This is a genomic window from Azospirillum sp. 11R-A (assembly GCF_049472615.1).
Lineage (GTDB): Bacteria > Pseudomonadota > Alphaproteobacteria > Azospirillales > Azospirillaceae > Azospirillum > Azospirillum palustre.
The window spans coordinates 34099-60025 of record NZ_JBCEBL010000020.1; the positions used below are offsets into that span (position 1 = coordinate 34099).

General features: G+C 68.3%; 28 protein-coding genes and 2 tRNA genes. 15 read left to right on the forward strand and 15 right to left on the reverse strand.

Features of this window, described 5'->3' with window-relative positions:
- Positions 1–4: 4 nt before the first annotated feature.
- From VH569_RS23610 to VH569_RS23630, 5 genes are all read left to right on the forward strand, one after another.
- Positions 5–994: an ABC transporter ATP-binding protein gene (locus VH569_RS23610; protein WP_377810947.1), complete on the forward strand. Its 990-nt coding sequence runs from the start codon at positions 5–7 to the stop codon at positions 992–994.
- Positions 994–2019 (forward strand): peptide ABC transporter ATP-binding protein, encoded by a 1026-nt coding sequence (locus VH569_RS23615; protein ID WP_423318415.1) that lies wholly within the window; start codon positions 994–996, stop codon positions 2017–2019. Before VH569_RS23610 ends, VH569_RS23615 begins: the two co-directional genes overlap by 1 nt.
- A 129-nt stretch (positions 2020–2148) precedes the next feature.
- Positions 2149–2871: a hypothetical protein gene (locus tag VH569_RS23620; RefSeq protein WP_423318416.1), complete on the forward strand. Its 723-nt coding sequence runs from the start codon at positions 2149–2151 to the stop codon at positions 2869–2871.
- 126 nt (positions 2872–2997) lie between these two features.
- Positions 2998–3486 carry a YajQ family cyclic di-GMP-binding protein gene (locus tag VH569_RS23625; RefSeq protein ID WP_098737515.1) on the forward strand — a complete coding sequence of 163 codons (489 nt, stop codon included), beginning with the start codon at positions 2998–3000 and terminating at the stop codon, positions 3484–3486.
- 194 nt (positions 3487–3680) lie between these two features.
- A complete protein-coding gene (locus VH569_RS23630; protein ID WP_423318418.1) occupies positions 3681–4088 on the forward strand; it encodes a hypothetical protein in 408 nt (135 codons plus the stop codon).
- A gap of 38 nt (positions 4089–4126) precedes the next feature.
- Here the strand turns inward: VH569_RS23630 and VH569_RS23635 are convergent, their stop codons facing one another.
- Positions 4127–4342: a hypothetical protein gene (locus VH569_RS23635; protein WP_423318419.1), complete on the reverse strand. Its 216-nt coding sequence runs from the start codon at positions 4340–4342 to the stop codon at positions 4127–4129.
- 385 nt (positions 4343–4727) lie between these two features.
- Between VH569_RS23635 and oxlT the strand changes: the two genes are divergently transcribed.
- Positions 4728–6023, forward strand: a complete 1296-nt coding sequence (gene oxlT, locus VH569_RS23640; RefSeq protein WP_109050123.1) for an oxalate/formate MFS antiporter — start codon at positions 4728–4730, stop codon at positions 6021–6023.
- A gap of 13 nt (positions 6024–6036) precedes the next feature.
- Here the strand turns inward: oxlT and VH569_RS23645 are convergent, their stop codons facing one another.
- Genes VH569_RS23645 through VH569_RS23655 form a run of 3 tightly spaced genes read right to left on the reverse strand, consistent with a single transcriptional unit; the run spans position 6037 to position 7961 of the window.
- Complete coding sequence (locus tag VH569_RS23645; protein ID WP_423318422.1) at positions 6037–6927, reverse strand: S49 family peptidase; 891 nt, start codon at positions 6925–6927, stop codon at positions 6037–6039.
- A gap of 60 nt (positions 6928–6987) precedes the next feature.
- A complete protein-coding gene (locus tag VH569_RS23650; RefSeq protein WP_423318424.1) occupies positions 6988–7758 on the reverse strand; it encodes a tRNA1(Val) (adenine(37)-N6)-methyltransferase in 771 nt (256 codons plus the stop codon).
- A complete protein-coding gene (locus VH569_RS23655; protein WP_109449728.1) occupies positions 7755–7961 on the reverse strand; it encodes a DUF2007 domain-containing protein in 207 nt (68 codons plus the stop codon). The genes VH569_RS23650 and VH569_RS23655 overlap by 4 nt, the downstream gene beginning before the upstream one ends.
- 117 nt (positions 7962–8078) lie before the next feature.
- Here VH569_RS23655 and VH569_RS23660 point away from each other — a divergent pair, with 117 nt between their 5' ends.
- From VH569_RS23660 to VH569_RS23670, 3 genes are all read left to right on the forward strand, one after another.
- Positions 8079–9095: a polyprenyl synthetase family protein gene (locus tag VH569_RS23660; protein WP_423318426.1), complete on the forward strand. Its 1017-nt coding sequence runs from the start codon at positions 8079–8081 to the stop codon at positions 9093–9095.
- 146 nt (positions 9096–9241) lie between these two features.
- Positions 9242–9318: transfer RNA gene (locus VH569_RS23665), tRNA-Pro, on the forward strand.
- 221 nt (positions 9319–9539) lie between these two features.
- Positions 9540–9616 (forward strand) — tRNA-Pro (locus VH569_RS23670).
- Positions 9617–9689: 73 nt separating this feature from the next.
- On the opposite strand, the gene VH569_RS23675 is transcribed toward VH569_RS23670, so the two are convergent.
- From VH569_RS23675 to VH569_RS23685, 3 genes are all read right to left on the reverse strand, one after another.
- On the reverse strand, positions 9690–10094 hold the full coding sequence (locus VH569_RS23675) for a carboxymuconolactone decarboxylase family protein (protein ID WP_423318428.1): 405 nt from the start codon (positions 10092–10094) through the stop codon (positions 9690–9692).
- A gap of 172 nt (positions 10095–10266) precedes the next feature.
- On the reverse strand, positions 10267–11055 hold the full coding sequence (locus VH569_RS23680; RefSeq protein ID WP_423318430.1) for a metallophosphoesterase family protein: 789 nt from the start codon (positions 11053–11055) through the stop codon (positions 10267–10269).
- A gap of 98 nt (positions 11056–11153) precedes the next feature.
- The gene (locus tag VH569_RS23685) at positions 11154–12608 is read right to left on the reverse strand and encodes a tetratricopeptide repeat protein (protein ID WP_423318431.1); all 1455 of its coding nucleotides are present in this window, start codon (positions 12606–12608) and stop codon (positions 11154–11156) included.
- A 171-nt stretch (positions 12609–12779) separates the two neighbouring features.
- Here VH569_RS23685 and VH569_RS23690 point away from each other — a divergent pair, with 171 nt between their 5' ends.
- On the forward strand, positions 12780–14042 hold the full coding sequence (locus tag VH569_RS23690) for an ABC transporter substrate-binding protein (protein WP_423318433.1): 1263 nt from the start codon (positions 12780–12782) through the stop codon (positions 14040–14042).
- Positions 14043–14134: 92 nt separating this feature from the next.
- Here the strand turns inward: VH569_RS23690 and VH569_RS23695 are convergent, their stop codons facing one another.
- Both VH569_RS23695 and VH569_RS23700 read right to left on the reverse strand, forming a co-directional pair.
- Entirely contained in the window at positions 14135–14779 is a 645-nt protein-coding gene (locus VH569_RS23695) for a trimeric intracellular cation channel family protein (RefSeq protein WP_423318435.1), read from the reverse strand.
- A gap of 101 nt (positions 14780–14880) precedes the next feature.
- The gene (locus tag VH569_RS23700) at positions 14881–15441 is read right to left on the reverse strand and encodes a hypothetical protein (protein ID WP_423318437.1); all 561 of its coding nucleotides are present in this window, start codon (positions 15439–15441) and stop codon (positions 14881–14883) included.
- 178 nt (positions 15442–15619) lie between these two features.
- Here VH569_RS23700 and VH569_RS23705 point away from each other — a divergent pair, with 178 nt between their 5' ends.
- The 3 genes from VH569_RS23705 (at position 15620) to VH569_RS23715 (ending at position 20020) form a co-directional block, all read left to right on the forward strand.
- Positions 15620–18073 (forward strand): heavy metal translocating P-type ATPase, encoded by a 2454-nt coding sequence (locus VH569_RS23705; protein WP_423318439.1) that lies wholly within the window; start codon positions 15620–15622, stop codon positions 18071–18073.
- Between the two features lie 8 nt (positions 18074–18081).
- The gene (gene cueR / locus VH569_RS23710) at positions 18082–18468 is read left to right on the forward strand and encodes a Cu(I)-responsive transcriptional regulator (protein WP_098737890.1); all 387 of its coding nucleotides are present in this window, start codon (positions 18082–18084) and stop codon (positions 18466–18468) included.
- A gap of 136 nt (positions 18469–18604) precedes the next feature.
- On the forward strand, positions 18605–20020 hold the full coding sequence (locus tag VH569_RS23715; protein ID WP_423318441.1) for an MFS transporter: 1416 nt from the start codon (positions 18605–18607) through the stop codon (positions 20018–20020).
- A 4-nt stretch (positions 20021–20024) separates the two neighbouring features.
- Here the strand turns inward: VH569_RS23715 and VH569_RS23720 are convergent, their stop codons facing one another.
- The 4 genes from VH569_RS23720 to metX all read right to left on the reverse strand — a co-directional run bounded on the left by VH569_RS23720 (position 20025) and on the right by metX (position 23066).
- The gene (locus VH569_RS23720) at positions 20025–20597 is read right to left on the reverse strand and encodes a PRC-barrel domain-containing protein (RefSeq protein ID WP_423318442.1); all 573 of its coding nucleotides are present in this window, start codon (positions 20595–20597) and stop codon (positions 20025–20027) included.
- Positions 20598–20862: 265 nt separating this feature from the next.
- Positions 20863–21132, reverse strand: a complete 270-nt coding sequence (locus VH569_RS23725; protein WP_423318444.1) for a DUF3072 domain-containing protein — start codon at positions 21130–21132, stop codon at positions 20863–20865.
- 75 nt (positions 21133–21207) lie between these two features.
- Positions 21208–21816: a methionine biosynthesis protein MetW gene (gene metW, locus VH569_RS23730; protein ID WP_423318446.1), complete on the reverse strand. Its 609-nt coding sequence runs from the start codon at positions 21814–21816 to the stop codon at positions 21208–21210.
- 32 nt (positions 21817–21848) lie between these two features.
- Positions 21849–23066, reverse strand: coding sequence for a homoserine O-acetyltransferase MetX (gene metX / locus VH569_RS23735; RefSeq protein ID WP_423318447.1), 1218 nt, complete (start codon positions 23064–23066; stop codon positions 21849–21851).
- A 222-nt stretch (positions 23067–23288) separates the two neighbouring features.
- Here metX and pheA point away from each other — a divergent pair, with 222 nt between their 5' ends.
- Together pheA and hisC are read left to right on the forward strand one after the other, a co-directional pair.
- Positions 23289–24185 (forward strand): chorismate mutase, encoded by an 897-nt coding sequence (gene pheA, locus VH569_RS23740; RefSeq protein WP_098737531.1) that lies wholly within the window; start codon positions 23289–23291, stop codon positions 24183–24185.
- Positions 24186–24336: 151 nt separating this feature from the next.
- Positions 24337–25428 (forward strand): histidinol-phosphate transaminase, encoded by a 1092-nt coding sequence (hisC, locus tag VH569_RS23745; RefSeq protein WP_423318449.1) that lies wholly within the window; start codon positions 24337–24339, stop codon positions 25426–25428.
- Between the two features lie 62 nt (positions 25429–25490).
- Here hisC and VH569_RS23750 read toward each other — a convergent pair whose 3' ends face one another.
- Positions 25491–25682: a DUF2283 domain-containing protein gene (locus VH569_RS23750; protein ID WP_423318451.1), complete on the reverse strand. Its 192-nt coding sequence runs from the start codon at positions 25680–25682 to the stop codon at positions 25491–25493.
- Entirely contained in the window at positions 25679–25924 is a 246-nt protein-coding gene (locus VH569_RS23755) for a DUF4258 domain-containing protein (protein ID WP_423318452.1), read from the reverse strand. Before VH569_RS23755 ends, VH569_RS23750 begins: the two co-directional genes overlap by 4 nt.
- Positions 25925–25927: the final 3 nt, after the last annotated feature.

Here is a 25927-nt window from a genome sequence, read left to right on the forward strand (position 1 = left end):
CCTCATGCCTCTTCTCGACATCAAGAACCTGTCGGTCGAGTTCACCACCCGCGCCGGCACCTTCCGCGCGGTGGATGGCATCGACCTGACCGTGGACGAAGGCGAGGTCGTCGGCATCGTCGGCGAATCCGGCTCCGGCAAGTCCGTCACCTCGCTGGCGGTGATGGGGCTTCTCGGCTCCAACGGCCGCGTCGTCGCCGACCGGATGATGTTTGGCGGCCGGGACCTGCTGACCATGTCCGCCGCCCAGCGCCGGAAGATCACCGGCAAGGACGTCGCCATGGTCTTCCAGGAGCCGATGACCAGCCTGAACCCCTGCTTCACCGTCGGTTTCCAGATCATGGAGACCCTGCGCGTGCATGAGGGGCTGTCCGGCAAGGCGCTGCGCAACCGCGCCATCGCCCTGCTGGAGCAGGTCGGCATCCCCGCGCCGGAAACCCGCCTGTCGGCCTTCCCGCACCAGTTGTCGGGCGGCATGAACCAGCGCGTGATGATCGCCATCGCCATCGCCTGCAACCCGCGCCTGCTGGTGGCGGACGAGCCGACGACAGCGCTGGACGTCACCATCCAGAAGCAGATCCTCGACCTGCTGGTCCAGTTGCAGCGCGAGCGCGGCATGGCGCTGATCCTGATCACCCACGACATGGGCGTGGTGGCGGAGACGGCCCAGCGCGTCGTCGTCATGTATGCCGGCCAGGTGGCGGAAACGCGCCCGGTCCAGTCCCTGTTCGAACGGCCGCGCCACCCCTACACCGGCGCCCTGCTCGACGCGCTGCCGGAGCGGGCGCTCGGCAAGCGCCGGCTGCCGACCATTCCCGGCATGGTGCCGGGCATCGCCGACCGGCCGGCCGGCTGCCTGTTCAGCCCGCGCTGCCGCTTCGCCGACGCGCGTTGCCGTGCCGAACGCCCGGCGCTGTTCGATGTGGACGACGGGCGCGCGCGCTGTTTCTACCCGCTGCCGGACGGCCATCCCGCCGCCGGGGAGGCGCTGTGATGAGCATCGAGACCGAACCCCAGAACGGACCGCACATCTTCGAGGCCTCGGCCGGCAATTCGGTCGTGCTGGAAGCCCGCGACCTGCGCAAGCACTATGCGGTCAAGCGCGGCGCCTTCAAGCCGATGGCGACGGTGAAGGCGCTGGACGGCGTGTCCTTCCGTCTTCAGGCCGGCAAGACGCTGGCGGTGGTCGGCGAGTCGGGCTGCGGCAAGTCGACGCTGGCCCGTTCCGTCACCATGATCGAGCCGCCCAGCTCGGGCGAGCTGCTCTATGACGGCCGCGAGGTCGTCGGGCGCAGTGCCGCGGAGATGAAGGAGCTGCGCCGCACGGTGCAGATGGTCTTCCAGAATCCCTACGGCTCGCTGAACCCGCGCAAGACGGTCGGCTCCATCCTGACCGAGCCGCTGGTCATCAACACCGCCATGGACAAGCACGAGCGGCGCGACCGCGCGGTTGCCATGATGGGGAAGGTGGGCCTGCGCCCCGATCAGGTCGACCGCTATCCGCACATGTTCTCCGGCGGCCAGCGCCAGCGCATCGCCATCGCCCGCGCGCTGATGCTCAGTCCTCGCGTCGTCGTCGCGGACGAGCCGGTGTCGGCGCTCGACGTGTCGATCCAGGCGCAGGTGCTGAACCTGATGATGGATTTGCAGGAAGAGCTGAACCTCGCCTACCTGTTCATCTCCCACGATCTCAGCGTGGTGCGCCACATCGCTGATTCGCTGATGGTGATGTATCTGGGCAAGCCGGTGGAACATGGCGCCAAGGACGTGGTGTTCACCCGTCCGCGCCATCCCTACACCCGCATCCTGCTGGCGGCGACGCCGCGGGTGAACCCGGATCTCCGCCTCGACCGTGTGGTGCCGAAGGGCGAGCTGCCGTCGCCGCTGAACCCGCCGCCCGGTTGCTCCTTCCACAAGCGCTGCCCCTTCGCCACCGAGCGCTGCTCGGCGGAGGTTCCGCCGCTGCGCACCGTCGACGAGCGGCTGGTGGCCTGTCACTACGCCGAACAGATGGACTGACCGGCGGCAGGACACTCGCCCTGACGGATTGCCCCGACGGATTGCGTTGACGATGAGCCCGGCCCCCCTTGCGGCGGCCGGGCTATCTTTGCTCCACTGGTGCGGCCTCCCTGCGATGGAGTCCGCACCATGGCCCTCCGCCGCCTTGCCGCCTTCTGCCTGCCGGTCCTGCTCGGCCTTGCCGCTCCGGCCGCGGGGGCCAGCTTCGATTGCACTCAGGCCCGCGCCGGAGCAGAGACTGCGGAGGAAGAGCCGATCTGTTCGACACCGGCGCTCGGTGCCGCCGACCCGGCGCTCGGCGCACGGCTGCGCACGGTTCCGCAGATCGAAGGGAAGCCGGGCGGCCGCCTCTATATCCGGGCCGAGCGGCCGGAGATCGCCGATCCGGCCACGCCCGGAGCCGCCTTCTTCAACGAGACGGTGCGCCGTTTCGTCGAGGGCGAAACCGGCTCGTTCCGTGAAAGCTCGGTCGACCTGCCGGAGGGGATCGAAGCGGAACTGGCGCTGAGCGCGGATGTTTATGTCACCGCCCCCGGTCTGCTGTCGGTCCAGTTCCTCGGCGAGGGGGTGCAGGGCAACGGCTTTCGCTATGCGGCGGCGCTGACGGTCGATCTTGCGCGCGGGCAGGTGCCGACACCGGCGCAGATGTTCGGCACCGGCTCCTGGCTGGCGGCTGCGATCTCCGCCTGCCGGACGGCGCTGGGCCCCGATCTGGCGGCGGAGTGCGATGGCCCCGACCTGAAGGACACCCGCAGCTGGCGGTTCGAGCCGGAGCGGGCGGTGGCGACCCTGTTGCTGCCGGGCAAGGAGCTGCGGGAAATCGCCCTGCCGTTCCATCCGCCCGTCCGATGAAATGCCCAGCGCTGAAACGCCCAGCACTGAAACACAGGCGGTAAAGCGGCTGTTGAGTGTGGCGGCCGTCTTCTTTACGGTTGGCCCGATTCGTTTCTCAGCAGTCCTATCAGGGAGAGTGCCGCCATGCCGTCGTTCGACATCGTGTCCGAGACGGACGTCCACGAGATCGACAACGCCCTCGCCGGTGTCCGCCGCGAGATCGAAACCCGGTTCGACTTCAAGGGCTCCAAATGCACGGTGGAGCGGACCGAGAACGAGATCGTTCTGCTGGCCGACGACGCGCCGAAGCTGGCGCAGATGCAGGAACTGCTGCGCGTCTATGTGACCCGCCGCAAGCTCGACGCCGCGGCGCTGGACTTCACCGCGCAGCCGCAGCGCGCCGCGGGCGATGCCCTGCGCCACACCGTGACGATCAAGCAGGGAATCGCGCAGGATTTGGCGAAGACCATCGTCAAAGGGATCAAGGACAGCAAGATGAAGGTCCAGGTCTCGATCCAGGGCGACGAGCTGCGGGTGACGGGCAAGAAGCGCGACGACCTGCAAGACGCCATCGCCGTGGTCAAGCGGATGGGCATCGAGCAGCCGTTGCAGTACCAGAACTTCCGCGACTGAGGGAGCCGTCAGACCAGCCCTGGCCCGGCAAGCCTTGCCGGGCGGCTGGGAATCTTCTGCCGGGCGGCTGGGAAATTTTTGCCGGTCAAATCGTCGCAGGGGCGATGCCGGCCCTTGTGAATCGCCGGTTGTGTTGATGGCGTGATTTTTGCGTGTGCTCCTGCGGTTCGCCACAAACCGCCGGGGATGGTCCCATGTCGATGATGGCCAACAGCGAGGCCACGCAAGCCATGCGCATCAGGGCGGAAGACGTCCTGGAGCGCAAAGGGACTCCTGCGTCCCGGCAGGCCGGGGCGCTGGCCGGCCAGTTCGCGGCGATGCTGGAAACCCTGAACGGGGTCGGGGAGGGCGACGCCTCCGGTGCCGGCGGCACGGGAGTGGTGCCGAACGCCCAGCCCGCCGTGCGCCTCGGCGTCGGCGCCGTCACCCTGTTCGCGCAGGAGGACGGGCAGGGCGGAGCCGGCATGGACCCCGCATCCCCGGTGCCCGACCCGCAGGACCCCGCCACCGCCATGCAGGTGGTGGAAAGCGCCATCCAGACCGGCAACGGGGCCAATTTCCGCTGGCTGACCACCCTGCTGACGCAGAACTCCGCGGCCTGATCCCGGCTGCGTTCAGAAAACCGTTCAGAATCCACCCATCAGAATCCTCGGCCGAACTCGGCCCAGGACAGCGCGACGTCCGGCGACTCCGGCTTGCGCTTGCCGCCGCCATGGCGGGTGCGGAAACCGGCGAACAGATCCGGCAGGGCGATGTGCGGGAACGAAGCGGAGAGGTCGACTCCCGCAGGGGCGAAGCCGGCGGGGGCCAGAGCGGCGGAACCGGCGAACAGGCGGGTCAGGATGCTGGACATCATGCGATTTCCCCTGGCTGCGGCGCGGCTCGTCAGCGCCGTTGAACATGAGCGGATCATGCGCCTGCCACCGCACCGCAACAAGATATTATGTATACCAGATACGGTATTTCAAATATGTGTGCGCCGCATGGCTCTGCCTTGACAGTTCTGTTCGCAAGACAAGCAATCGGTGCATGCCAGCCAACGTGAAAAAGCGAGACTTTTCAAAGCATTCCACGATGTGGAAAAGAATAACGCATTCGGTATCCGGTATTTGGAATACGGATTGTTGAGGCGCACAGTCATGTCCGAACGGCGCTCGACGCGGTGCGATGGGGTGGCCCGCCACAGCGGACAGCCACACCCCGCCGATCCTGCGCCCCCACGCTCAATGGGACTTTGGGGCATGACCACAGAGACGACCGAAGACCGCGGTCTTCTGCACAACAAATGGTTCCAGCTCAGCGTCGGCCTGCTGTGCATGGCGATGATCGCGAACCTGCAATATGGCTGGACGCTGTTCGTCGATCCCATCGATGCCAAGCATGGCTGGGGACGCGCGGCCATCCAGATCGCCTTTTCCATCTTCGTCTTCACCGAAACCTGGCTGGTCCCGGTCGAGGGCTGGTTCGTCGACCGCTACGGCCCGCAGGTGGTGGTGCTGGTCGGCAGCCTGCTGGTCGGCGGCTCCTGGGTGATCGACAGCCAGGCCACCTCGCTGCCGATGCTCTACACCGCGGCGGTGATCTCCGGCATCGGTGCCGGCTGCGTCTATGGCACCTGCGTCGGCAACGCGCTGAAATGGTTCCCGCAGCAGCGCGGCCTCGCCGCGGGCGTCACCGCTGCCGGCTTCGGCGCCGGGGCCGGCGCCACGGTCATTCCCATCGCCAACATGATCGCCTCCCAAGGCTACGAGCAGGCCTTCCTGGTCTTCGGCATCGGGCAGGGCGTGGTGATCTTCGTGCTGTCCTTCTTCCTGCGCAAGGCGCCGAAGTCGAGCGGCCCGGTGCGCAAGAGCGGGCTTGCCCAGACCAAAATCGACCATCCGCCGTCCCGCGTCATCCGCACTCCGGTCTTCTGGCTGCTCTACGTCATGTTCGTGATGGTGGCGTCCGGCGGCCTGATGGCGGCGGCCCAGATCGCGCCCATCGCCCATGACTTCCACGTCGCCGATTCGCCGATCAACATGTTCGGCCTCGTCCTGCCGGCGCTGACGCTGGCGATCTCCATCGACCGGATTCTCGACGGTGCCGGCCGGCCCTTCTTCGGCTGGGTGTCGGACCGCATCGGCCGCGAGAACACCATGTTCATCGCCTTCGGCATCGCGGCGCTCGCCATCGTCCTGGTGACGCAGCTCGGCCGCAACCCGGTGATGTTCGTCATCTTCACCGCGATGTTCTTCTGCGTCTTCGGCGAGATCTACAGCCTGTTCCCGGCCACCGCCGGCGACACCTTCGGCTCGAAGTTCGCGGCGACCAACGCCGGCATGCTCTACACCGCCAAGGGCACGGCGGCGCTGCTGGTCCCGCTCAGCAGCATCATCGCCAGCCATTTCGGGTGGCACGCCGTGTTCTACATCGCCGCCAGCTTCAATCTGGTGGCCGCGGTGCTGGCATTGTTCGTCCTGAAGCCGCTGCGCGCGGCCTTCATCCAGGCCGACGATTACGGGCTTCAGGCGGCACCGGTCACCGCCGAGCGCTGACGGCGGGTTCTCCTCAACGCCCCAGCTTCGCCCAGGCCGCCCAATCGTCGAGAGAGGTGCGGGCGGCCGCGACCAGGGCATCGGCGAAGGCCTCATGCGCCCCGGCTTCCAAGGCCGGGGCGTTGCCGTATCCGGCGCGCAGCCGCAGCCGCCGCAGCATGCCGCCTTCCTGCTGCACCACGCGCAGCCGGACCTTCTCGCCGAAGCGCCCGCGCATGACCGAGCGGAGATCGCCCAGCCCGTCGATCAGCCCGAGCGCCAGCGCCCGCCGGCCGGCCCAGAAGGCGCCGGAGAACAGTTCCTCCTCCGGACCGGTCAGCCGGCTGCCACGCCGGCTGCGCACCATCGCCTTGAACGCCTCGTGCACGTCGGCCTGGAGGGCCTTCAGATGGGCGACGCCGTCCTCCCGCTCCGGCGAGAAGGGGTCGAGCAGCACCTTCTTGTCGCCGGCGGTGTAGAGGCGCCGTTCGATGCCGTGACGCTCGATCAGCCCATGCAGCCCGAAGCCGGACGACACCACGCCGATGGAGCCGACGATGGAGCTTTCATCGGCCCAGATCTCGTCCGCCGCGCAGGCCAGCCAGTAGCCGCCCGAGGCCGCGGCATCCTCGCAGAAGGCGAAGACCGGCAGCTTCTTCTCTTCCGCCAGATCGCGGATCCGCTTGGCGATCAGCGCCGACTGCACCGGCGACCCGCCCGGCGAGTTGACGATCAGCGCCACCGCCTTCTGGTCCTTGGGCGCGAAGGCGCGCTCCAGCAGCGGGGCGACGCCGGCCAGCGTCAGGCCGGAGCGGAGCGGACCGCCCTGGCCGATGACCCCGGTCAGGCGGACGACGGACACCAGCGGCCCGGCCTTGCGCCAGGGGCCGAAGGGGAGTTTGGCGAGGAGGGATTTCAGGCTCATGCCGGCAGAGATGGGATTGAAGTCTCCCGATTGAAAGGCTCCGCCCCCGCTAAAAATCGGCTAGAACGCCAATGCTTCCGCGTCGCGCAGCACCCGCTCCGCCTCCGGGCTGTAGCCGCCTTCGGCCTTGTGCACCGTCAGGCCGGCGGTCAGCCGGGCCGGCGCCCTGCCGCCCTTGCGGGCGACCAGCAGCAGACGCTTGGCCTCCACCCCCGGCTTGGGCCACAGCGGCATCAGGACCAGGCTGCCGAAGCGGCCGCGCAGCGCGTGCAGGATGTCCTCGATCCGGTCGGCGCGGTGGACCATGGTCAGGGTGCCGCGCGGCTTCAGCATGCGGCCGGCGAAGCGCACCCAGTCCGCCAGCTGCGCCGCCCCTTCCACATTCGCGGCGGCCTTCCAGCCGTCGGGCGGGACGCTGGCGGCCCCCGCCTTCAGATAGGGCGGATTCATCATCACCCGGTCGAATCCGACGCCGCGGAGCGCGCCCGGCGGGGCCAGCAGGTCGCCCTCCACCACCGTCACCCGCTCCGCGACACCGCTGAGCGCGGCATTGCGGCGGGCGAAGGCGCAGGCGTCGGGCCGCTGCTCCAGCCCGACCACCGCCGCTCCCGGCACCCGGACGGCGAGGCACAGTGCCGCAGCCCCGGTGCCGGTGCCGACATCCAGCACCCGCTCGCCGTCGCCGGCGGCGGTGATCGCGGCGAGGAAGACCGGATCGATGGCGGCGCGATAGCCGCCCTCGGGCTGGAGCAGCCTGACCCGGCCGTTCAGCAAAAAATCCGCGGGTGCTTCGGTGCTTCGTTCCGAAGCCGGAATGATCGTGCCGGTCACGCCTCGCCGGCCTCGCGCAGGATGCGGACGGCCTGTGCGGCATCGTCCGTATCGACCATCAGCCGCCGGGGAATGGCACCGATGGACCCCTCCAGGATGCTGGTGTAGCTGTCCAGCACGATGGCCTCGATCCCGGCATCGGCCAGCAGGGCGACCAGCCAGGACAGGCGGACGGGATCGGTGGTGCGCAGCAGTTCGGTCATGGTTTCTCGAAAGGACGGGCGTCTCGAAATAACGGCCCCCTGCGGACTTGACCGAAGAGCCTAGGCCGTTATGCTCCCTAGCGCAAATTCTGGCGTCAATCATCTGTGGAGTCGACCTTGGCGGTCGTGACCAACTTCGAGCCGAAACGGCGCAAGTCTACCCCGCTCGACGACCTGACCGCTTTGGTGGCCGAGGACCTCAGCGCCGTCAACCAGATCATCCTCGACCGCATGCAGTCTCAGGTCGAGATGATTCCCCAGCTGGCGGGCTATCTGATCGCCGCCGGCGGCAAGCGCCTGCGTCCGGTGCTGACCCTGGCAGCCGCCAACCTGTGCGGCTACCAGGGCGAGCATCACCGGCTGCTGGCCGCGGTGGTGGAGTTCATCCACAGCGCGACCCTGCTGCACGACGACGTGGTCGACGAGAGCGACCTGCGCCGCGGCATGGCCTCGGCCAACGCGGTGTTCGGCAACAAGGCCAGCGTGCTGGTCGGCGATTTCCTGTTCTCCCGCGCCTTCGAGATGATGGTGGAGGTGCAGTCGCTCGACGTGCTGCGCATCCTGTCCGGCGCGTCCGCCATCATCGCCGAAGGCGAGGTGCTGCAGCTGCGCACCACCAACGACACCGAGACCAGCGAGCAGGCCTATCTCGAGGTCATCAAGGGCAAGACCGCCGAGCTGTTCGCCGCCGCCTGCCGTGTCGGCGCCGTCGTCGCCAACCGCCCGCAGGCGGAGGAGATGGCGCTCTACGACTACGGCATGAATCTCGGCATCGCCTTCCAGCTGGTCGACGACGTGCTGGACTATTCGGCCTTGCAGGCGAAGCTGGGCAAGACGGTCGGCGACGATTTCCGCGAGGGCAAGATCACCCTGCCGGTCGTGCTGGCCTTCCGCCGCGGCAACGACGAGGAACGCGCCTTCTGGCGCCGGGTGATGGAGGAGCTGGACCAGAAGGACGGCGACCTGGAGCATGCCCAGGCGCTGATGGCCCGCCACAGCGCCCTGAAGGACACGGTGGAGCGTGCGCGCCATTACGGCTCCATCGCCCGCGACAGCCTGGGCCTGTTCGCCGACGGGCCGGTCAAGCAGGCGCTGCTGGAAGTCATTGATTTCGTGATCGATCGCGATTTCTGACGAGGCGGCCGAGAGGGTGGATCGACGGTCCGGATCTTTTTGACGATGACGCATTTTTTGCGTTGCGCCCCTGGTCCGGACCGTTTATACACCCCCTCCACCGGCGGACGGCGCACTTAAGAGTGACCGGCCGACGGTGACAGGACCGGAGAGTAGCTCAGCCTGGTAGAGCACTGCTTTCGGGAGGCAGGGGCCGGAGGTTCGAATCCTCTCTCTCCGACCATAAAGACAAGGGCTTCCGGAGAAATCCGGGAGCCCTTCGTCGTTTCGGGGCTGCCGTCCGGCACGGTGGAACAGCCGGATAAAATGCCCCTACAAAATGGCATGGCAAAAATGCAGCGGGCGGGCTGTGACTTTGCATTGCGTCGCCGGCCGGAACCGTTTATACACCCGCTCCACCGACGGACGGCGCACTTAAGAGTGACCGGCCGGCGGTGACAGGACCGGAGAGTAGCTCAGCCTGGTAGAGCACTGCTTTCGGGAGGCAGGGGCCGGAGGTTCGAATCCTCTCTCTCCGACCATAAGGACAAAGGCTTCCGGAGTGATCCGGAAGCCTTTCGTCGTTTCAGGGCCGGTGCCGTATTGGCTGCCTCGTCAGGCGGCGCGCTGCTGTTGCGACATCTGGCTCCGCACATGGTCGCAGGCCTGATCGACCTCCCGTGTGAAGGTGTCGTAATCCACCTGCATGCCATTCAGATAGGCGCTCCAACCTGCGCTGGACTTCGCGTAATGGACAGCGGCCTCGATCTCGTCGCTGGTCGCGCCGAACAGCCTGGCGAGTGCGGTATGGTAAAAGACGCAGTACCGGCACTTTGTGATGGCGGCGATCCCGAGGCCGATCAGTTCGCGATATTTCTGTGGGATTGGCCCGTCATCGACCTGCACGACTTTGAACAGGCGCCATTCGGCTTCGATAGTGGTGTCGGGCAATTCCTTGAAGAAGGATGGAACCAGTCCGAAGACGTCGGTGATCTCTCGGTATACGGCTTGACGATCCATGTGCCCCTCCCTGAGGTGAGGCGTGGGCGTACTGCGGCATGCGCAGGCACACCCGCGTCGAAGGCGGTCATTATGCGCCGTGAGACGTTGGCTGGACGTTTCCATCGGTACAGATGTGCTTTTTAGTTCTTGTCCCGGAATCGGCTTTCCCGGTTTCAGCCGGACGATCCCCTCACACCGTGCACAGGAAGCGCCGCTCCGTCCCTTCCAGCACCAGGGCGGTCAGGCGGTTGGTGGCGTAGGCGCCGGTGTCGATGCCGATGCGGTTGGGCAGCAGTTCCGGTTCCGGCGCGATGGTGTGGCCATGGACGACCATTTTGCCATGGTCGGCGCGCGACGCCAGGAAGGCCTCGCGGATCCACAGCCGGTCCTGGTCCTCCTGCCGGTCGAGCGGCACGCCGGGGCGGACGCCGGCATGGACGAAGTGGTAGTCGCCGATGGTCAGATGGTTGCGCAGGCCCGTCAGGAAGGCGCGGTGATGGGCGGGCAGCAGGCTGTTCAGCATCAGCTGCGCCTGTTGCAGATGCTCCACCGGCGCATCGGGGCCGGGGGCCGGGATGCCGTAGCTCTCCAGGGTCGCGTCGCCGCCATAGGTCAGCCAGCCGGGGGCGACGCGCAGGTCCGACAGGAAGCCCAGCATCGTGTCCTCGTGGTTGCCGCGCAGGAACACGGCGCCGAAGGCCGGCGGCAGCCCGCAGGCCAGCCGTTCGATCACCAGCCGCGAATCCGGGCCGCGGTCGACGTAATCGCCGAGGAAGACGAGGTATTTCAGCAGGTTCGGCGCCTGATCGGCATCGCGGGCGATCTGCCCCAGCATCTGGTCGAGCAGGTCGAGCCGGCCATGGATGTCGCCGACCGCATAGACGCGCATGCCGCGCGGCACCGTTGCCGGTCCCGGCCGCCCGGCCGGGGAAGCGCCCGACGTGGCATCAGCCCACAGTTTCCGTGCCAAGCTCAACACGCGGCAATTCTCGTTTTTATCACAGTGTACCCACTCAGCTGTGTCCGGGCCGCCGGCTCTTCAAGGGGGCGAAGGGGGCTTCTTCTGTTGCACCGCATTCACGCCATTCGAGGGGATGGCGGAGGGGTGGCAAGGTCGCGCGACGACAGCAGCGGCCTGCGCAACCGTCCGGCGGCGATGTCGGCCCGCAGAGCACCACTGTCGGCGGCACACACGCGGTCCAGCTCCGCCCGGTTCGATGCGAAGAACGGATTCTGCTCCGACGAATTCGCCGGCCGCGCATGTTCCAGGTGATAGAGCGGACCGGGCACCCGCTCCACGCTCAGGCCCAGCCGGACGAAGCGTTCGACGATCTCGTCATCCTCGTATCCCCAGGACAGGAAGGCTTCGTTGTAGCCGCCATTGGCCAGCAGCCGTTTCCGGTCGAAAAAGGCGCTGCCGCCGGGAGAGTTGCGGTGGATCAGCGAAAAACGCGGACAGACGACATTCAGCGGGGCAACCGACAGCGTATAGCCGAAGCGCTGAACCTCCTGCCCCATGATCCGGAAGAACAGCCCATTGTAGGGAAACACCAGCCCGCCCCCCTGCCGCACCCGGTCGCGCGCCAGCGCATATTGAACCGGGTCCACCACGATGTCGGTGTCGTGCAGGGCGACGATGGGGGTTTCCGCCGCCTCGACCATGCGGTTGATCAGGTGGGCCTTGTGGGTGAAGGGCGTGTCGTTGCCGCACAGGTGCAGATGGCGGTAGCGGGCGGCGAGATCGGGGCCGAGCGCGTCGGGCACGTCGCTCGGCCCGTCCTTGTCCTCGCCGATCAGCAGGGTGGCGTCGACATGCTTCAGCAGGAAACCGGCGATCCAGCGCAGGTTGCGCTTGCGGTCGTCGCTGTCGGCGCGGAAGGGGATCAGGATTGTGGTGTCGCGCAGGTCGTGCCGCCCGTCCGGCAGCCGCGCCGCCATCGCCGCCTGCCGGGTGCGGAAGGCGGCCTCCTGCACCGCCACCCTCTCCTGCGACTGCTCGTCGGCGGGGTTCAGCGCCAGCGCCATCTCATAGAAATGCACCGCGGCGCCGGGACGGCCCAGATCGGCCGCGATGTCGCCATGCTGGCGCCAGCCGGCGGGAAAATGGGGGTGGCGGCCCAGCAATATGTCCAGCGCCGCCAGCGCCTCCTCCAGCCGTCCGGCACCTTGCAGGGCTTCGCTCAGATGATATTCGCAGTCGGGAAAATCGGGGCGCAGCGCCAGGGACCGGCGGTAGGTGACGATGGCCTCCTCCGTCCTCAGCGCGCGGTGATGGACGGTGCCGAGGTTGAACAGCGCGTCGGCATCGGGCGCCCGCTCCACCGAGCGGGTCAGCAAATCCAGCGCGCGGTCCATGTCGCCCCGGCGGCCGGCGATGAAGCCCATCCGGTGCAGCGCCTCGGCATTGCCGGGGTCGGCATCGAGGATGAGGGCGTACAGGTCTTCGCCCTCGGCAAGCCGGCCGGATTTGAGGTGGTCGAGCGCGATGGCGAGCGCTTCGTCGAGGGTGACGGTCCGGCCGCTGGCGGGCATGTGGTTTCAATCCATTGCGGAACGAGGGCCATTGCGAAACGAAAGCCATTGCGAAACGAAGGGCTTCGGCGATTCCACTTTGACACGGAGGGGGGACGCGGTGAACTCTTCGGTCGATCAGAGCGGACCCGATCCGCAGTGCGTCCAGCCAAAAAAGGCCCCCGCAGCATCATGACCAACGACCATAAGAACCGTTCCACCGGAGGACTCGCCCTTACCCGCCGCACGCTGGGGCAGGCTGCCATCGCCGGCGGCGTGCTAGCCGGCTTCGGCCGTGCGCCGGTCTTCGCGCAGGACACCACGCTGAAGGTCGGCGTGCTGCTGCCGCGTTCCGGCCTGCTGGCCCAGGCGGGTCAGGCCTGCCAGCGCGGAGCCGACATCGCGCCGGCGGTGCTGTCCGAACTCGGCTACAAGGTCGAGGTGTTGTCGGCCGACACCGAATCGAACGCCGACGTCGCCCGTTCGCGCACGGAAAAGCTGATCAACGACGGCGCCCATGTCATCGTCGGCGCCTTCGACAGCGGCCAGACCGCCGCCGCCGCCCAGGTCTGCGAACAGCGCGGCGTGCCGCTGGTGATGAACATCGCCGCCGCCGACAAGCTGACCGAGCAGGGCTACAAGACCGTCTTCCGCAACTTCCCGACCTCGACCATGCTGGTGTCGAACGGGATGTCGCTGATGAAGGAGCTGTTCACCGCCACCGGCACCACCCCGAAGACGGCCGTGTTCCTGCACGCCAACGACACCTTCGGCATGGCGAACAAGGCCGCCATCGACGCGCTGTTCCCCAAGCTGGACATGCCGTTCCAGATCGTGGAGTCGATCTCCTACGATCCCAAGGCACAGGATCTGGCGGTCGAGGTGGCGAAGGCCAAGGGCACCGGGGCCGAGCTCGCCATCGTCACCACCCGCGCCAACGACGCCATCATGATGGTGCGCGAGATGGTGAAGCAGCGCTGGGAGCCCAAGGGCATCGTCTCCCCCGGCTCGCCCGGCCTCTATGACGAGCAGTTCTACAAGGTGCTGGGCAAGTACGCCGACTACGCCATCACCAACCTGCCCTGGTACGACCCCAAGGCGGCGATGACCAAGCGGGTCGAGGCGGCCTTCAGGAAGCAGTTCCCGAACGACCGGTTCGAGGGCTATGCCTTCAACGTCGCCTTCACCTTCGAGGCGATCCTGATCGCCGCCGACGCCTTCAAGCGCGCCGGCACGGCGGAAGCGTCGGCGATGCTGGCGGCCCTGCGCCAGACCAACCTGTCGGACAAGCTGATGGTCGGCCCGGCGATCACCTTCGACGACAAGGGCCAGAACACCAACCTGATCTCCGCCTGCATCCAGAACCACAAGCTGCGCCCGACCGTGGTGCTGCCCAAGGCGTCGGCGGAAGCCGACCCGGTGTTCCCGATGCCGGGCTGGGGCAAGCGGGCTTAAGGTGATTATCCCTTCTCCCCCCTGGGGAGAAGGTTAGGATGAGGGGGTTCGGCGTAGCCGAAGAGAATTCTCGGAGCGGATCCCCCTCACCCTCAACTCCCCGGCGCCCGCGGGGCGCTCCAGTTGCGCAGCACGCTGACCACGCGCAGCGCGAAGACGGCGAGCGCGCCGACCACCGCGACCGGCACCGGCGGCAGGTCCAGGCGGTTGCCGGCGATCACCACCGCGGCCCCCAGCAGCGAGGCCATGGCGTAGATCTCCTCGCGCAGCACCCGCGGCACCTCCGCCACCAGCAGGTCGCGCATCGCTCCGCCGCCGCAGGCGGTCATCACCCCCAGGAGGGCGGCCGGCAGCGGGCTCAGCCCAAAGGCCAGCGCCTTGCCGCAGCCGGCGACGGTGAACAGCCCGAGACCGGCGGCGTCCAGCACCATCACCGGCTTGCCCAGCCGGTTGATCGGGCCATGGAACAGGAAGGCGGTCAGCCCGGCGGCCAGCGCCACCATCAGATAGCTGTCGTCGCGCAGGCTGGCCGGCGGCAGAGCGCCGATCAGCAGGTCGCGCACCACGCCGCCCGCCAGCGCCGCGGCCAGCGACAGCACCATCACCCCGAACAGGTCCAGCCGCTTGCGCACCGCCAGCGTGCCGCCGCTGAGGCCGAAGACGAACACGCCGATGAAATCCATCACCGTCAGCAGGGTGGAGAGGTCGGTCGGCATCGGAATGGGAAGCGGCGGCATGGACGGGCTCTTGGTCAGGCTTTGCGGAGGATGTTTTGCATAGCGATTGAGCACAGCCGCCCCGGCCGCGCCAAGCGAAACCTCCGGTCTCGCAACCTCCGCTACACGGTGTCGGGTGCCGACAGCCGGATGCCCATCCGCCGCGCCTCCAGCATGAAGGCGCGGGTCATCTGCAACAGGTCGGTGCGCCAGTAGAGCTGGGTCAGCGGCTCGTCGAGGAAGTCTTCCGGCAGCATGGCGTAGCAATAGGTCTCCACCACCCGCAGATCCGGGTTCCAGGGATCGACGCCGTCGCGCCAGCCGATGGTCCAGCCGGCATGGCCGGCGCCGATGGCCCAGCGTTCGAAATGCGGTGCGATGGTGTTGCTGTCGATGGGATCCGTCACCGGCACCTGATAGAGCGCGACGAAGCGCCGGACATTCAGCTGAAGCCGCATCAGCAGAGAATCGCCGAAGGCGCCGATGCGATAGAGGCAGTCGGGGGAGCCCGGCGCATGGCTGAAGGTCACCTCGGCCCGCCGCAGCTCGCTCAATGGCGTGGCGGACGGGGCATCGGCCAGCGGTGGCGTCTCATACTCGACGGCCCGCAGATCCTCGACCACGTCATGGGTCAGCATGTGGGAAACGCGGCTCTGCGCCTCGGCGATGGTCAGGCGGGTCAAGGGGCTGGTCCCTTCGGGCAAATTGCAAAGCGGTCAGGAGACGAACGCCCTCTCCGGCGATTTGTTCAGGAGCGTTTTGTTCAGGGAATGGCCGATCTGCGGCGATCCGCCCCTTGACCTTCCAATTGCTGGAAGCCCCATATCCCGTCATGCCGAGCGGAATCGAAGGAGAACCGGCATGACCACGACCCAGCACGACAGCAGCCCTGCGACGACCGCCGATCTCGATCTCGGCGTGTCGGGCATGACCTGCGCCTCCTGCGTCCGCCGGGTGGAGAAGGCGCTGGGCCGGGTGCCGGGCGTCACCGCCGTATCGGTCAATCTGGCGACGGAGCGGGCGCGGCTGAGCTTCGCCGGTCCGCCCGACGCCAAGGCCGCGGCGCAAGCCGTCGAGGCCGCCGGCTTCCATCCCGAGCGGCGGGAGTTCGACCTGTCGGTCACCGGCATGACCTGCGCCTCCTGTTCCGGCCGGGTGGAGAAGGCGCTGACCCGGCTGCCCGGCGTCGACTCGGCGTCGGTCAATCTGGCGACCGAGCGCGCCCATGTCGTCGCCTTTGCCGGCAGCCTCGACATCGCCGATCTGGTCGCCGCGGTGGAGAAGGTCGGCTATGGCGCGGCCCCTCTCACCCAGGGCGGCGAGCAGCGGGAGGAGGAGGCGCGGGCCGACCGCAGCCGTCGCGAGCTGCACCATGTGCTGATCGCCGCAGCGCTGTCGCTGCCGCTGCTGGCCGGCATGGCCGGCGACCTGTTCGGGGCCGACTGGATGCTGGCGGGTCCGGTCCAACTGGTGCTGGCCAGCGTCGTGCAGTTCTGGCTCGGCGCCCGCTTCTACCGCGCCGGCTGGAACGCGCTGCGGGCGGGGGCCGGCAACATGGATCTGCTGGTGGCGCTCGGCACCTCGGCGGCCTGGGGGCTCAGCCTCTATCTGATGCTGACCGCGCATGCGGGCCACGAACCGCATCTCTATTTCGAAGCCTCGTCGGTGCTGATCACCTTCGTGCTGTTCGGCAAATGGCTGGAGGCCCGCGCCAAGGGCCAGACCGCGGCGGCGATCCGCGCCTTGATGGATTTGCGCCCGGCGACCGCCCGTCTGCGCCGCGACGGCGTCGAGACCGAGGTGCCGGTGGAGCGCGTCCGTGTCGGCGACCATGTGGTGGTCCGCCCCGGCGAGCGCATGCCGGTCGACGGCCGGGTGGTCGAGGGTTCCGGCGGTGTCGACGAATCGATGCTGACCGGCGAGAGCCTGCCGGTCGACAAGGAGCCGGGTGCCCGCGTCACCGGCGGCTCGATCAACGGCGACGGCCTGCTGGTGGTGGAAACGACGGCGGTCGGCACCGAGACCATGCTGGCGCAGATCGTCCGCATGGTGGAGGGCGCCCAGGCGTCGAAGGCGCCGATCCAGCGGCTGGTCGACCGGGTCAGCGCCGTGTTCGTCCCGGCGGTTCTGGCGGTGGCGGCGCTGACGCTCGCCGGCTGGTGGATCGTCGGCGGCGATCTGGAAACCGCCATCGTCACCGCCGTCTCGGTGCTGGTCATCGCCTGTCCCTGCGCGCTCGGTCTGGCGACGCCGACCGCGATCATGGTCGGCACCGGCGTCGCCGCCCGCCACGGCATTCTCATCAAGGACGCCGAGGCGCTGGAGCGCGCCCATGCCCTGACCGCCGTCGCCTTCGACAAGACCGGCACGCTGACCGAAGGCAAGCCGCGCGTCACCGACCTGATCCCCGCAGACGGCACCGACGGCGAAACCCTGCTGCGCCTTGCCGCCGCCCTCCAGGCCGGCAGCGAGCATCCGCTCGCCCATGCGCTGCGCGACCGCGCCGCCGCCGCCGGCATGGCGCCGGGATCGGCGAGCGGTTTCCGTGCGCTGGCCGGCCGCGGCGTCGCCGGCACCGTGGCGGGACGGCGCCTGCAACTCGGCAATGCCCGCGCGGTGGCGGAGGCCGGCTTGCAGCCGGGTGCTCTCGCCGCGCAGGCGGAGGAGCTGTCGGCGAGCGGACGCACCCTGTCCTGGCTGATCGAGGTCGGCGAGGCGCCGCGCCTGCTCGGCCTCGTCGCCTTCGGCGACACGGTGAAGGAGAGTGCCGTCACCGCCATCGCCTCGCTGAAGGCACAGGGGGTGGAGCCGGTGATGGTGACCGGCGACGGCCAGGGTGCCGCCCGCTCCGTCGCCGCGGCGCTCGGCATCGAACGGGTGTTCGCCGAGGTGCTGCCGGGCGACAAGGCCGCCGTGGTCGCCACCCTGAAGGGGGAGGGCAAAATTGTCGGCATGGTCGGGGACGGCATCAACGACGCCCCGGCGCTGGCCGCCGCCGATGTCGGCATCGCCATGGCGACCGGCACCGACGTGGCGATGCACAGTGCCGGCGTCACCCTGATGCGCGGCGACCCGCGTCTGGTCGCCGGCGCCATCGACGTGTCGCGCCGGACCTATGCGAAGATCCGCCAGGGGCTGTTCTGGGCCTTCGCCTACAATGTGATCGGTATCCCGCTGGCGGCATCGGGCAACCTCAGCCCGGTGCTGGCGGGAGCGGCGATGGCGCTGAGTTCGGTCAGCGTGGTGGTGAACGCCCTGACCCTGCGTGGCTGGACGCCGCCCCAAAGCGAGCCGAAGAATGGGGATTTGCAATGAGAGACGGCATGACCATCGGCGACGCCGCCAAGGCGTCGGGCGTCAACGCCAAGCTGATCCGCTATTACGAATCCATCGGCCTGATCCCGGAGGCCGGGCGGACGGCATCGGGCTATCGCGTCTACAACGACCGCGACGTGAATGTGCTGCGTTTCGTCAAGCGGGCGCGCACGCTGGGCTTCGGGATCGAGCGCATCCAGAAGCTGGTCGGGCTGTGGCAGGACCGCTCGCGCTGCAGTTCGGAGGTCAAGCGGATCGCGCTCCAGCACATCGACGAACTGGAGGCGAAGATCGCCGAGTTGCAGGCGATGCGTGACACGCTGCACGAACTTGCCGACGCCTGCCACGGCGACGAGCGGCCGGACTGCCCGATCTTGAAGGATCTGGCGTCGTGAGAAACTTCCCTCTCCCAGGGCGGGGGCAGGGGGCCGGCCGGGCATAGACCCAGCCCTGCGCTCGGCGTCCGCAATGCTTTCATGCGAAATTGCTGCGGCCGCGCAGAGTGGATCGGACTCTATGCTGATCCCCACCATGCCAGATCTCCCCGTCCAGCCTCTCGCCCCCGCCCAATCCGCAACCCGCAAGCCGCCGGCGACGGCGTCCGACGGACTGCCGATCCCGCAGCGCTATTGGGCGATGACGGCGATGACCGTCGCGCTGATCATGGCGGTGCTGGACGGTGTGGTCGCCAACATCGCCCTGCCCACCATCCAGCGCGAGTTCGCGGTCGATGCCGCCAGCGCAATCTGGGTGGTCAACGCCTATCAGCTGGCGGTCACCGTCTCGCTGTTCCCGTTCGCGTCGCTGGGCGACATCATCGGTTACCGCAAGGTCTACTGGTTCGGGCTCGCGCTCTTCACCGTGGCGTCGCTGGCCTGCGCGCTGTCGCCGAACCTGCCGGTGCTGACCGCCGCCCGCGTGGTGCAGGGCATCGGCGGCGCCGGGATCATGAGCGTCAATCTGGCGCTGGTCCGCCATATCTACCCGTCCACCCATCTCGGCCGCGGCGTCGGCTACAATGCGATGATCGTCGCGGTGTCCTCCGCGGCGGGGCCCAGCCTCGCGGCGCTGATCCTGTCGGTGGCCTCCTGGCCCTGGCTGTTCGCCGTCAATGTGCCGCTGGGGCTGGCGGCGCTGGCGGTGGCGGCGCGGGCGATGCCGGCGTCGAACCCGGCCGGTCACCGCTTCGACTGGCTGAGCGCCGCGCTGAACGCCGGCATGCTCGGCCTGCTGATCGTCGGCTTCAAGGGGGTGGACGGCAGCCAGCCCTATTGGCTGGTGGCGGCGGAACTGCTGGCGGCCCTGGCGCTCGGTGCGACGCTGGTGCGGCGCGAGCTGGCGCAGGCGGCCCCCCTGCTGCCGGTGGATCTGCTGCGCCGCCCGGTCTTCGCCCTGACGGTGGTGACCTCGGTCTGCTCCTTCGCCGCGCAGAACATCGTCTTCGTCGCGATGCCCTTCTTCTTCGAGGACGTGCTGAACCGGTCGCTGACCGAATCCGGCCTGCTGATGACGCCCTGGCCGCTGGTGGTGGCGCTGGTCGCCCCGATCTCCGGCCGGCTGGCCGACCGTTACGAGCCGACGCGGCTGGCGGCGGCGGGCCTGCTGGCCTTCGCCGCCGGCCTCGCCCTGATGGCGCTGCTGCCGTCCGACCCGTCGACGCTGGATGTGGTCTGGCGGATGGCGCTGGCCGGCTTCGGCTTCGGCCTGTTCCAGACGCCGAACAACAAGGTGCTGGTCAGCAGCGCGCCGAAGGAGCGCAGCGGCGGCGCCAGCGGCATCCAGGCGACCGGCCGTCTGCTCGGCCAGACGCTGGGCGCCGCCACGGTGGGACTGGTCTTCACCGCCATCGGCAAGGCGGACGGCAGTGTCGTGGTGCTGTGGCTGGGCGCCGGGCTGTGCCTTGTCGCCTGCCTGACCGGCATCTTCCGCCGCCGCCCGGCCGCCTGACGGCTTACTGGTTGGCGGGCTGCTGGCTTTCCGGCCGGGTCAGCGTCGGCTCACTGCCATAGGCGAAGGTCGGCGCCTTGTCGAGGTCGGCCTGACCGATGTCCAGCATCGGCCCGTCGGGACCGTTGGCGAGCGCGCCGGCCGGCAGCGCCACCAGCTTCTCGCCCAGCCCCAGCACCTCGTTCGGCGCCACCACGATGCGGTCGACCCGGTCGCCGCTCCGGTCCATGGTGAAGTCGAGGATGCGGCCGGCCATCTGCCCGTCGCGGGTGCGCAGCTCCGTCCCCACCATCGCCCGCGCCTGCTCGGGGTTGAGTGCGGCGGAAGGCAGTGCCGCCACCGGCGGCGAAGAGCCCTGTGCGCCCGTCACCGGTGGGGCGGGATTCTGCACCTCATGCGACGGCGCTTCGCCGCTGACCCCCGGCGGGGAGGCGATCTGCCCGGTTGCCGGCTGGTCGTCCGGCCGCGGCGCGGTCATCAGCGGCGGCGAGGTGGCGACGCCCGGCGCGGTCTGGGCAAAGGCGGTGCCGGTCAGCAGCAGCGCCGCCGCCGGAACAAGCATGAGGGGGCGGAGCATGAGGGCGACCCTTCCGTTCGGATTCGGTATCGCCCTGGTTAACAGCGGAACATGCCATTGGGTTGCCGACAGCGGCGTCGCATATGCTCCCTCTCCCGCCCCGGGAGAGGGAAGGGGCCCAAGCGCAGCTTGGGAAGGGTGAGGGGGAGTGCAAGGAACCATGCGGTTCGGGATTCTCGGGTCGCCCCTCACCCTCCCCACGCCTTCGGCGCGGGGCCCCTCCCTCTCCCGGGGCGAGAGAGGGCGATTATCGCCTCCCCCTTACTCACTTCCCGCGCCCGGTCTTGTCCTGAAGCGCGTCGATGCGCTTGGACGCTTCCGCCTTGGTCAGCCCGTCATCGAAGGAGTCGCCGGCCTCTTCGCTCAGCGTCTTCAGGTACGAGGCCTGGGCGCCGGTCATCGGCTCGTCGCCGGTGGTCCAGTCGTCGGGGTTCTTATCGCGGTTGGACGTGTCTTCGCCGGTCTTCGGATTGTCGTGGCCGGCATGGTCGCGCCGGTCGGCGGCGTGATGATCGGCGGTGTGCTTGGTCGTCATGATCCGTACCTCTCAAAAAGGAACGTACCATGAACAGTCCTGAAGGCGGGAGGTTCCCGCCCCGGCCCGAAAACCTCAGCCGTTGCGCCGCAACAGGAAGACGCCCTGTTCGCCCAGCAGGTTGGCGAAGCCGGAATGGGCGTGGCTGGTCACCCGGCCGGCGCGGTTGATGATCCGCGTCTGCTCGATGATGATGCCCATCTCCTCCGTCAGCACGACGAAGTCGCGCAGCGTACAGAAATGGATGTTGGGCGTTTCCCACCACTGGTAGCCCAGCTTTTCCGTCACCGGCATCCGGCCGGTCAGCATCAGCTGCATGCGGACGCGCCAATAGCCGAAATTCGGCACCGACACGATGGCGCGCCGGCCGATGCGGCACAGCATCTCCAGCACGTCGCGCGGCTGCTTCATCGCCTGTAGGGTCTGGCCCAGGATGACGTAATCGAAGGCTTCCGCCGGATAGTCCTTCAGGTCGGTCTCGGCATCGCCCTGGATCACCGACAGGCCGTGCGCCACGCACTGGCGCACGCCGTCCATGCTGAGTTCGATGCCGCGCCCGTCGACATTCTTGGTGTGGGCCAGATGGTCCAGCAGGGCGCCGTCGCCGCAGCCGACGTCCAGCACGCGGCTGTTCGGCTCCACCATCTCGGCGATCAGCTTCAGGTCGTCGCGAATGTCCACCATGGTCGGTCGTCCAGTCCCAGTCCTAATCCCACTCAGCGCGCGCGGCGGCGGACGGACAGGCCGCGATGCTCGGCGCAGCCCTCCAGGAAGCCGTGGATGACCTGATGGAACTCCGGCTCGTCCAGCAGGAAGGCGTCGTGGCCCTTGTCGGTCTCGATCTCGACGAAGCTGACATTCCCGGCGACGGCGTTCAGCGCATGCACGATGGCCCGCGATTCCGAGGTCGGGAACAGCCAGTCGCTGGAGAAGCTGGCAAGGCAGAAGCGCACCGGCGTGGTCTTGCCCCCCGGCCGGAAGGCGTTGGCCAGCGTGCCCCCGGCATCGGCGGCGAGGTCGAAATAATCCATCGCGCGGGTGATGTAGAGGTAGGAGTTGGCGTCGAACCGCTCGACGAAGGCCGCCCCCTGGTAGCGCAGGTAGCTCTCCACCTGGAAATCGGCGTCGAAGCCGTAGGTGATCGCCTTGCGGTCCTGCAAATTGCGGCCGAACTTGCGGTGCAGGGCCGTTTCCGACAGGTAGGTGATGTGCGCCGCCATGCGGGCGACGGCCAGACCGGCCTCCGGCTTGGTGCCTTCCAGCAGATAGTTGCCGCCGCGCCATTCCGGGTCGGCCATGATCGCTTGGCGCCCGACCTCGTGGAAGGCGATGTTCTGCGCCGAATGGCGGGCGGCGGTGGCGATGGGCACCGCGGCGAACACCGATTCGGGATAGGCGACCGCCCATTGCAGCACCTGCATGCCGCCCATCGAGCCGCCGATGACGCAGAACAGCTTCTCGATGCCGAGATGCTCGACCAGCAGCTTCTGCGCCCGCACCATGTCGCCGATGGTCACCACCGGGAAGGACAGGCCATAGGGCTGGCCGGTGGCGGGATCGTCATCCTTCGGCCCGGTGCTGCCCAGGCAGCCGCCCAGCACGTTGGAGCAGATGACGAAATAGCGGTCGGTGTCCACCGGCTTGCCGGGGCCGACCAGCATCTCCCACCAGCCGGGCTTGCCGGTGACCGGATGCCTCTCCACCACGAAATGATCGCCGGTCAGGGCGTGGCAGATGAAGATCGCGTTGGACTTGTCGGCGTTCAGCGTGCCGTAGGTCTGGTAGGCGATCTGGAAGCCGCCGATCTCCACCCCGCTGTCCAGCCGCATCGGCCGGTCGACCGCCAGACGCACGCGCTTGCCCGGCATGGCGGAGCCGTCGGCGACCGTGGCGGGGACCAGGGGAGGCTGCTGCGCGGTGGGAGGCGCGGACATGTCGTTTCTTGCCTTGGACGCTGTTCTGGGCGAGCGGTTTGGCCTTCGGGATTTTCCTGCTGCGGAAGCCTTGCGGCGCCTTGGCGGAGACCGTCGACGAGCTGTGGCGGAACGGGAGCGTATAGCTACGAAGCCGGCCTTCGGAGTGTCAATGTTTTCTTTGATTTCAGGGCGCATGCGGACTACTACTAACCGGCTCTGCATTCGATGGTTTCTTGACCCATGGCTTCCGCCCGGACCCCGCTCGACGATTTGCGCCGCGAAATCGACCAGATCGACGACGCGATCCATGACCTGCTGATGCGCCGCGCCGCCGTGGTGGAACGCATCGGGGCGGCCAAGGGCAATGGCGCGGCCGAAACCGGCGCCCAGCCCGTCTTCCTCCGCCCGGCGCGCGAGGCGACGATTCTTCGGCGCCTGATGGCCCGCCATGCCGGCACCTTCCCCGCCCAGGTCGTCGTCCGCATCTGGCGGGAGATGATCACCGCCTTCACCCGCATGCAGGGTCCCTTCGCCGTCGCCGTCTATGCGCCGGAGGACCGCCGCGGCTTCTGGGACGTGGCGCGCGACCATTTCGGCGGCTTCGTGCCGATGACTGCCGTCAACACCCCAGCCGCAGCGCTCCGCGCCGTGTCGGAGGGGACGGCGACCGTCGCCGTGGTGCCCTATCCGGCCGAGGACGATTCGGATCCCTGGTGGCGCTTCCTGGTGTCGGCCGACGCCGGCCGGCCGCAGGTGGTGGCGCGTCTGCCCTTCGGCGGGCGCGGCAATGCCCGCGGCGAGAACCGCGACGCGCTCGCCATCGCCGCCGTCCCGCACGAGCCGACCGGCGACGACCGCACCCTGCTCAGCATCGAGATCGGCGGCGACCTCAGCCGCGGCCGTCTGAAGGATTCGCTGGAGGCCTGCGGCCTGCCGCCGGTCGGCTTCTGCACTTGGCATCCGGCCGGCCATGCCACCGGGATGAGCGGCGGCGGCCCGTCGGTCCATCTGGTCGAGATCGCCGACTTCGTCGGGCAGGGCGACCCGCGCCTCGCCAAGCTGCTGGAACGCTCCGGCGACATCCCGGTGCGGGTCAATGTCGTCGGTGGCTATGCCGTGCCGCTCGCTCTGGGCTGATGTGCGCGAATGAGGCGAGCCGCCGGGGCGGCTCCTGCCTTATCCTGCCGGCCCTCCGTGAAACGATGGAACAGTGCCGCCGGCACTGTTCCATCCTGTTCCACCCCATCCATGAACCGCCCATCCACCATCGTCGGAAGGTAAGCAGACCATGACCCAGCCGAACGGCCCGCAGCCGCGTCCGGGGATTCTCGACATCGCCGCCTATGTCGGCGGCGAGCATCAGGGTCATATCCGCCTCGCCTCCAACGAAGGGGCGCTGGGGCCGAGCCCGAAGGCGATGGAGGCCTATGGGGCGGCGGCCGGGACCCTGCACCGCTATCCGGACGGCGGCTCGGCGGCGCTGCGCGGCGCCATCGCCAAGCGCTTCAACCTGGATGCCGACCGCATCGTCTGCGGCGCCGGGTCGGACGAGATCATCAGCCTGCTGATCCGCTCCTATGCCGGGCCGGGCGACGAGGTGCTGTATTCGCAGTACGGCTTCCTGATGTACCCGATCGGCGCCAAGTCGGTCGGCGCCACCCCGGTGACGGCGCCCGAGGACGGGCTGACCGCCAGCGTCGACAACCTGCTGGCCCGCGTCACCCCGCGCACTCGTCTGGTCTTCCTCGCCAACCCGAACAACCCGACCGGCACCTATCTGCCGGCGTCGGAGGTGGCGCGGCTCCATGCCGGCCTGCCGCCGGACGTCATCCTGGTCATCGATGCGGCCTATGCCGAATACATGAACAAGGACGACTACACCGCCGGCGAGGAGCTGGTGGAGCGGTTCCCCAACGTGGTGATGACCCGCACCTTCTCGAAGATCTTCGCGCTGGGTTCGCTCCGCATCGGCTGGTGCTACGGGCCGGCCGGGATCGTCGACGTGCTGAACCGGGTGCGCGGTCCCTTCAACGTGTCGAACGCCGCCCATGTCGCCGGCGTCGCCGCGGTGGAGGACGCCGAGTTCCTCGACCGCTCCCGCCGCCACAATGAGCAGTGGCGCGAGTGGTTTTCCGCCACCGTGCGGGAGCTGGGCCTGACGGTGCACCCCAGCGTGACCAACTTCGTGCTGGTCGATTTCAAGGGCCAGCCCGCCGGCAAGGACGATGCCGAGGCCGCCCGCCAGTTCCTGAAGGCCCGCGGCATCCTGGTCCGCCAGATGCCGTCCTACGGCCTGCCGAGCTGCCTGCGCGTCACCATCGGCACCGAGCAGGAGATGCACGTGGTGGCCGACGCGCTGCGGGACTTCCTGAAGGCGTAACGGCTTTCAGATTAAGAAAAGCCCGCCGGAACGGCTGTTCCGGCGGGCTTTTTGCTGGGCGCTCACTCCGCGGCGATGGGTATCGCGCCGGCCGCCATCTTCTCTTTGGCATTGAGCACTTCGAGGGCGACAATCCGGTTCTGATCGTCAAAATCCAGAATGATGCCGGGGGCAACCTCCTGGGAGTCGATGATGGTGCCCTCCGAGAAGCGCACGAACAGCGCATCGGCTTCGGCATCGTATCGCGAGTTCATAGCTTGGCTCCCCGGTCGAGAAAGGCCGTGATGACCAGTATATCCGCACCGTCCCGCCGATGAACAACCCGGATGATCCGGTTGCCGGCTTCCGGGATGAGCTTGAACGACCGCCATACGTCCGGCCCGCTGGGATCGGCTTCGATCCGGTCGGGGGATTCAATGGCGCGCTCGACCCATTCCAGAGCCAACCCTCGCTCTTGGATCGTCAGGCGGGCGTGGGCGGTCAGGCTGAGCGTCATCGG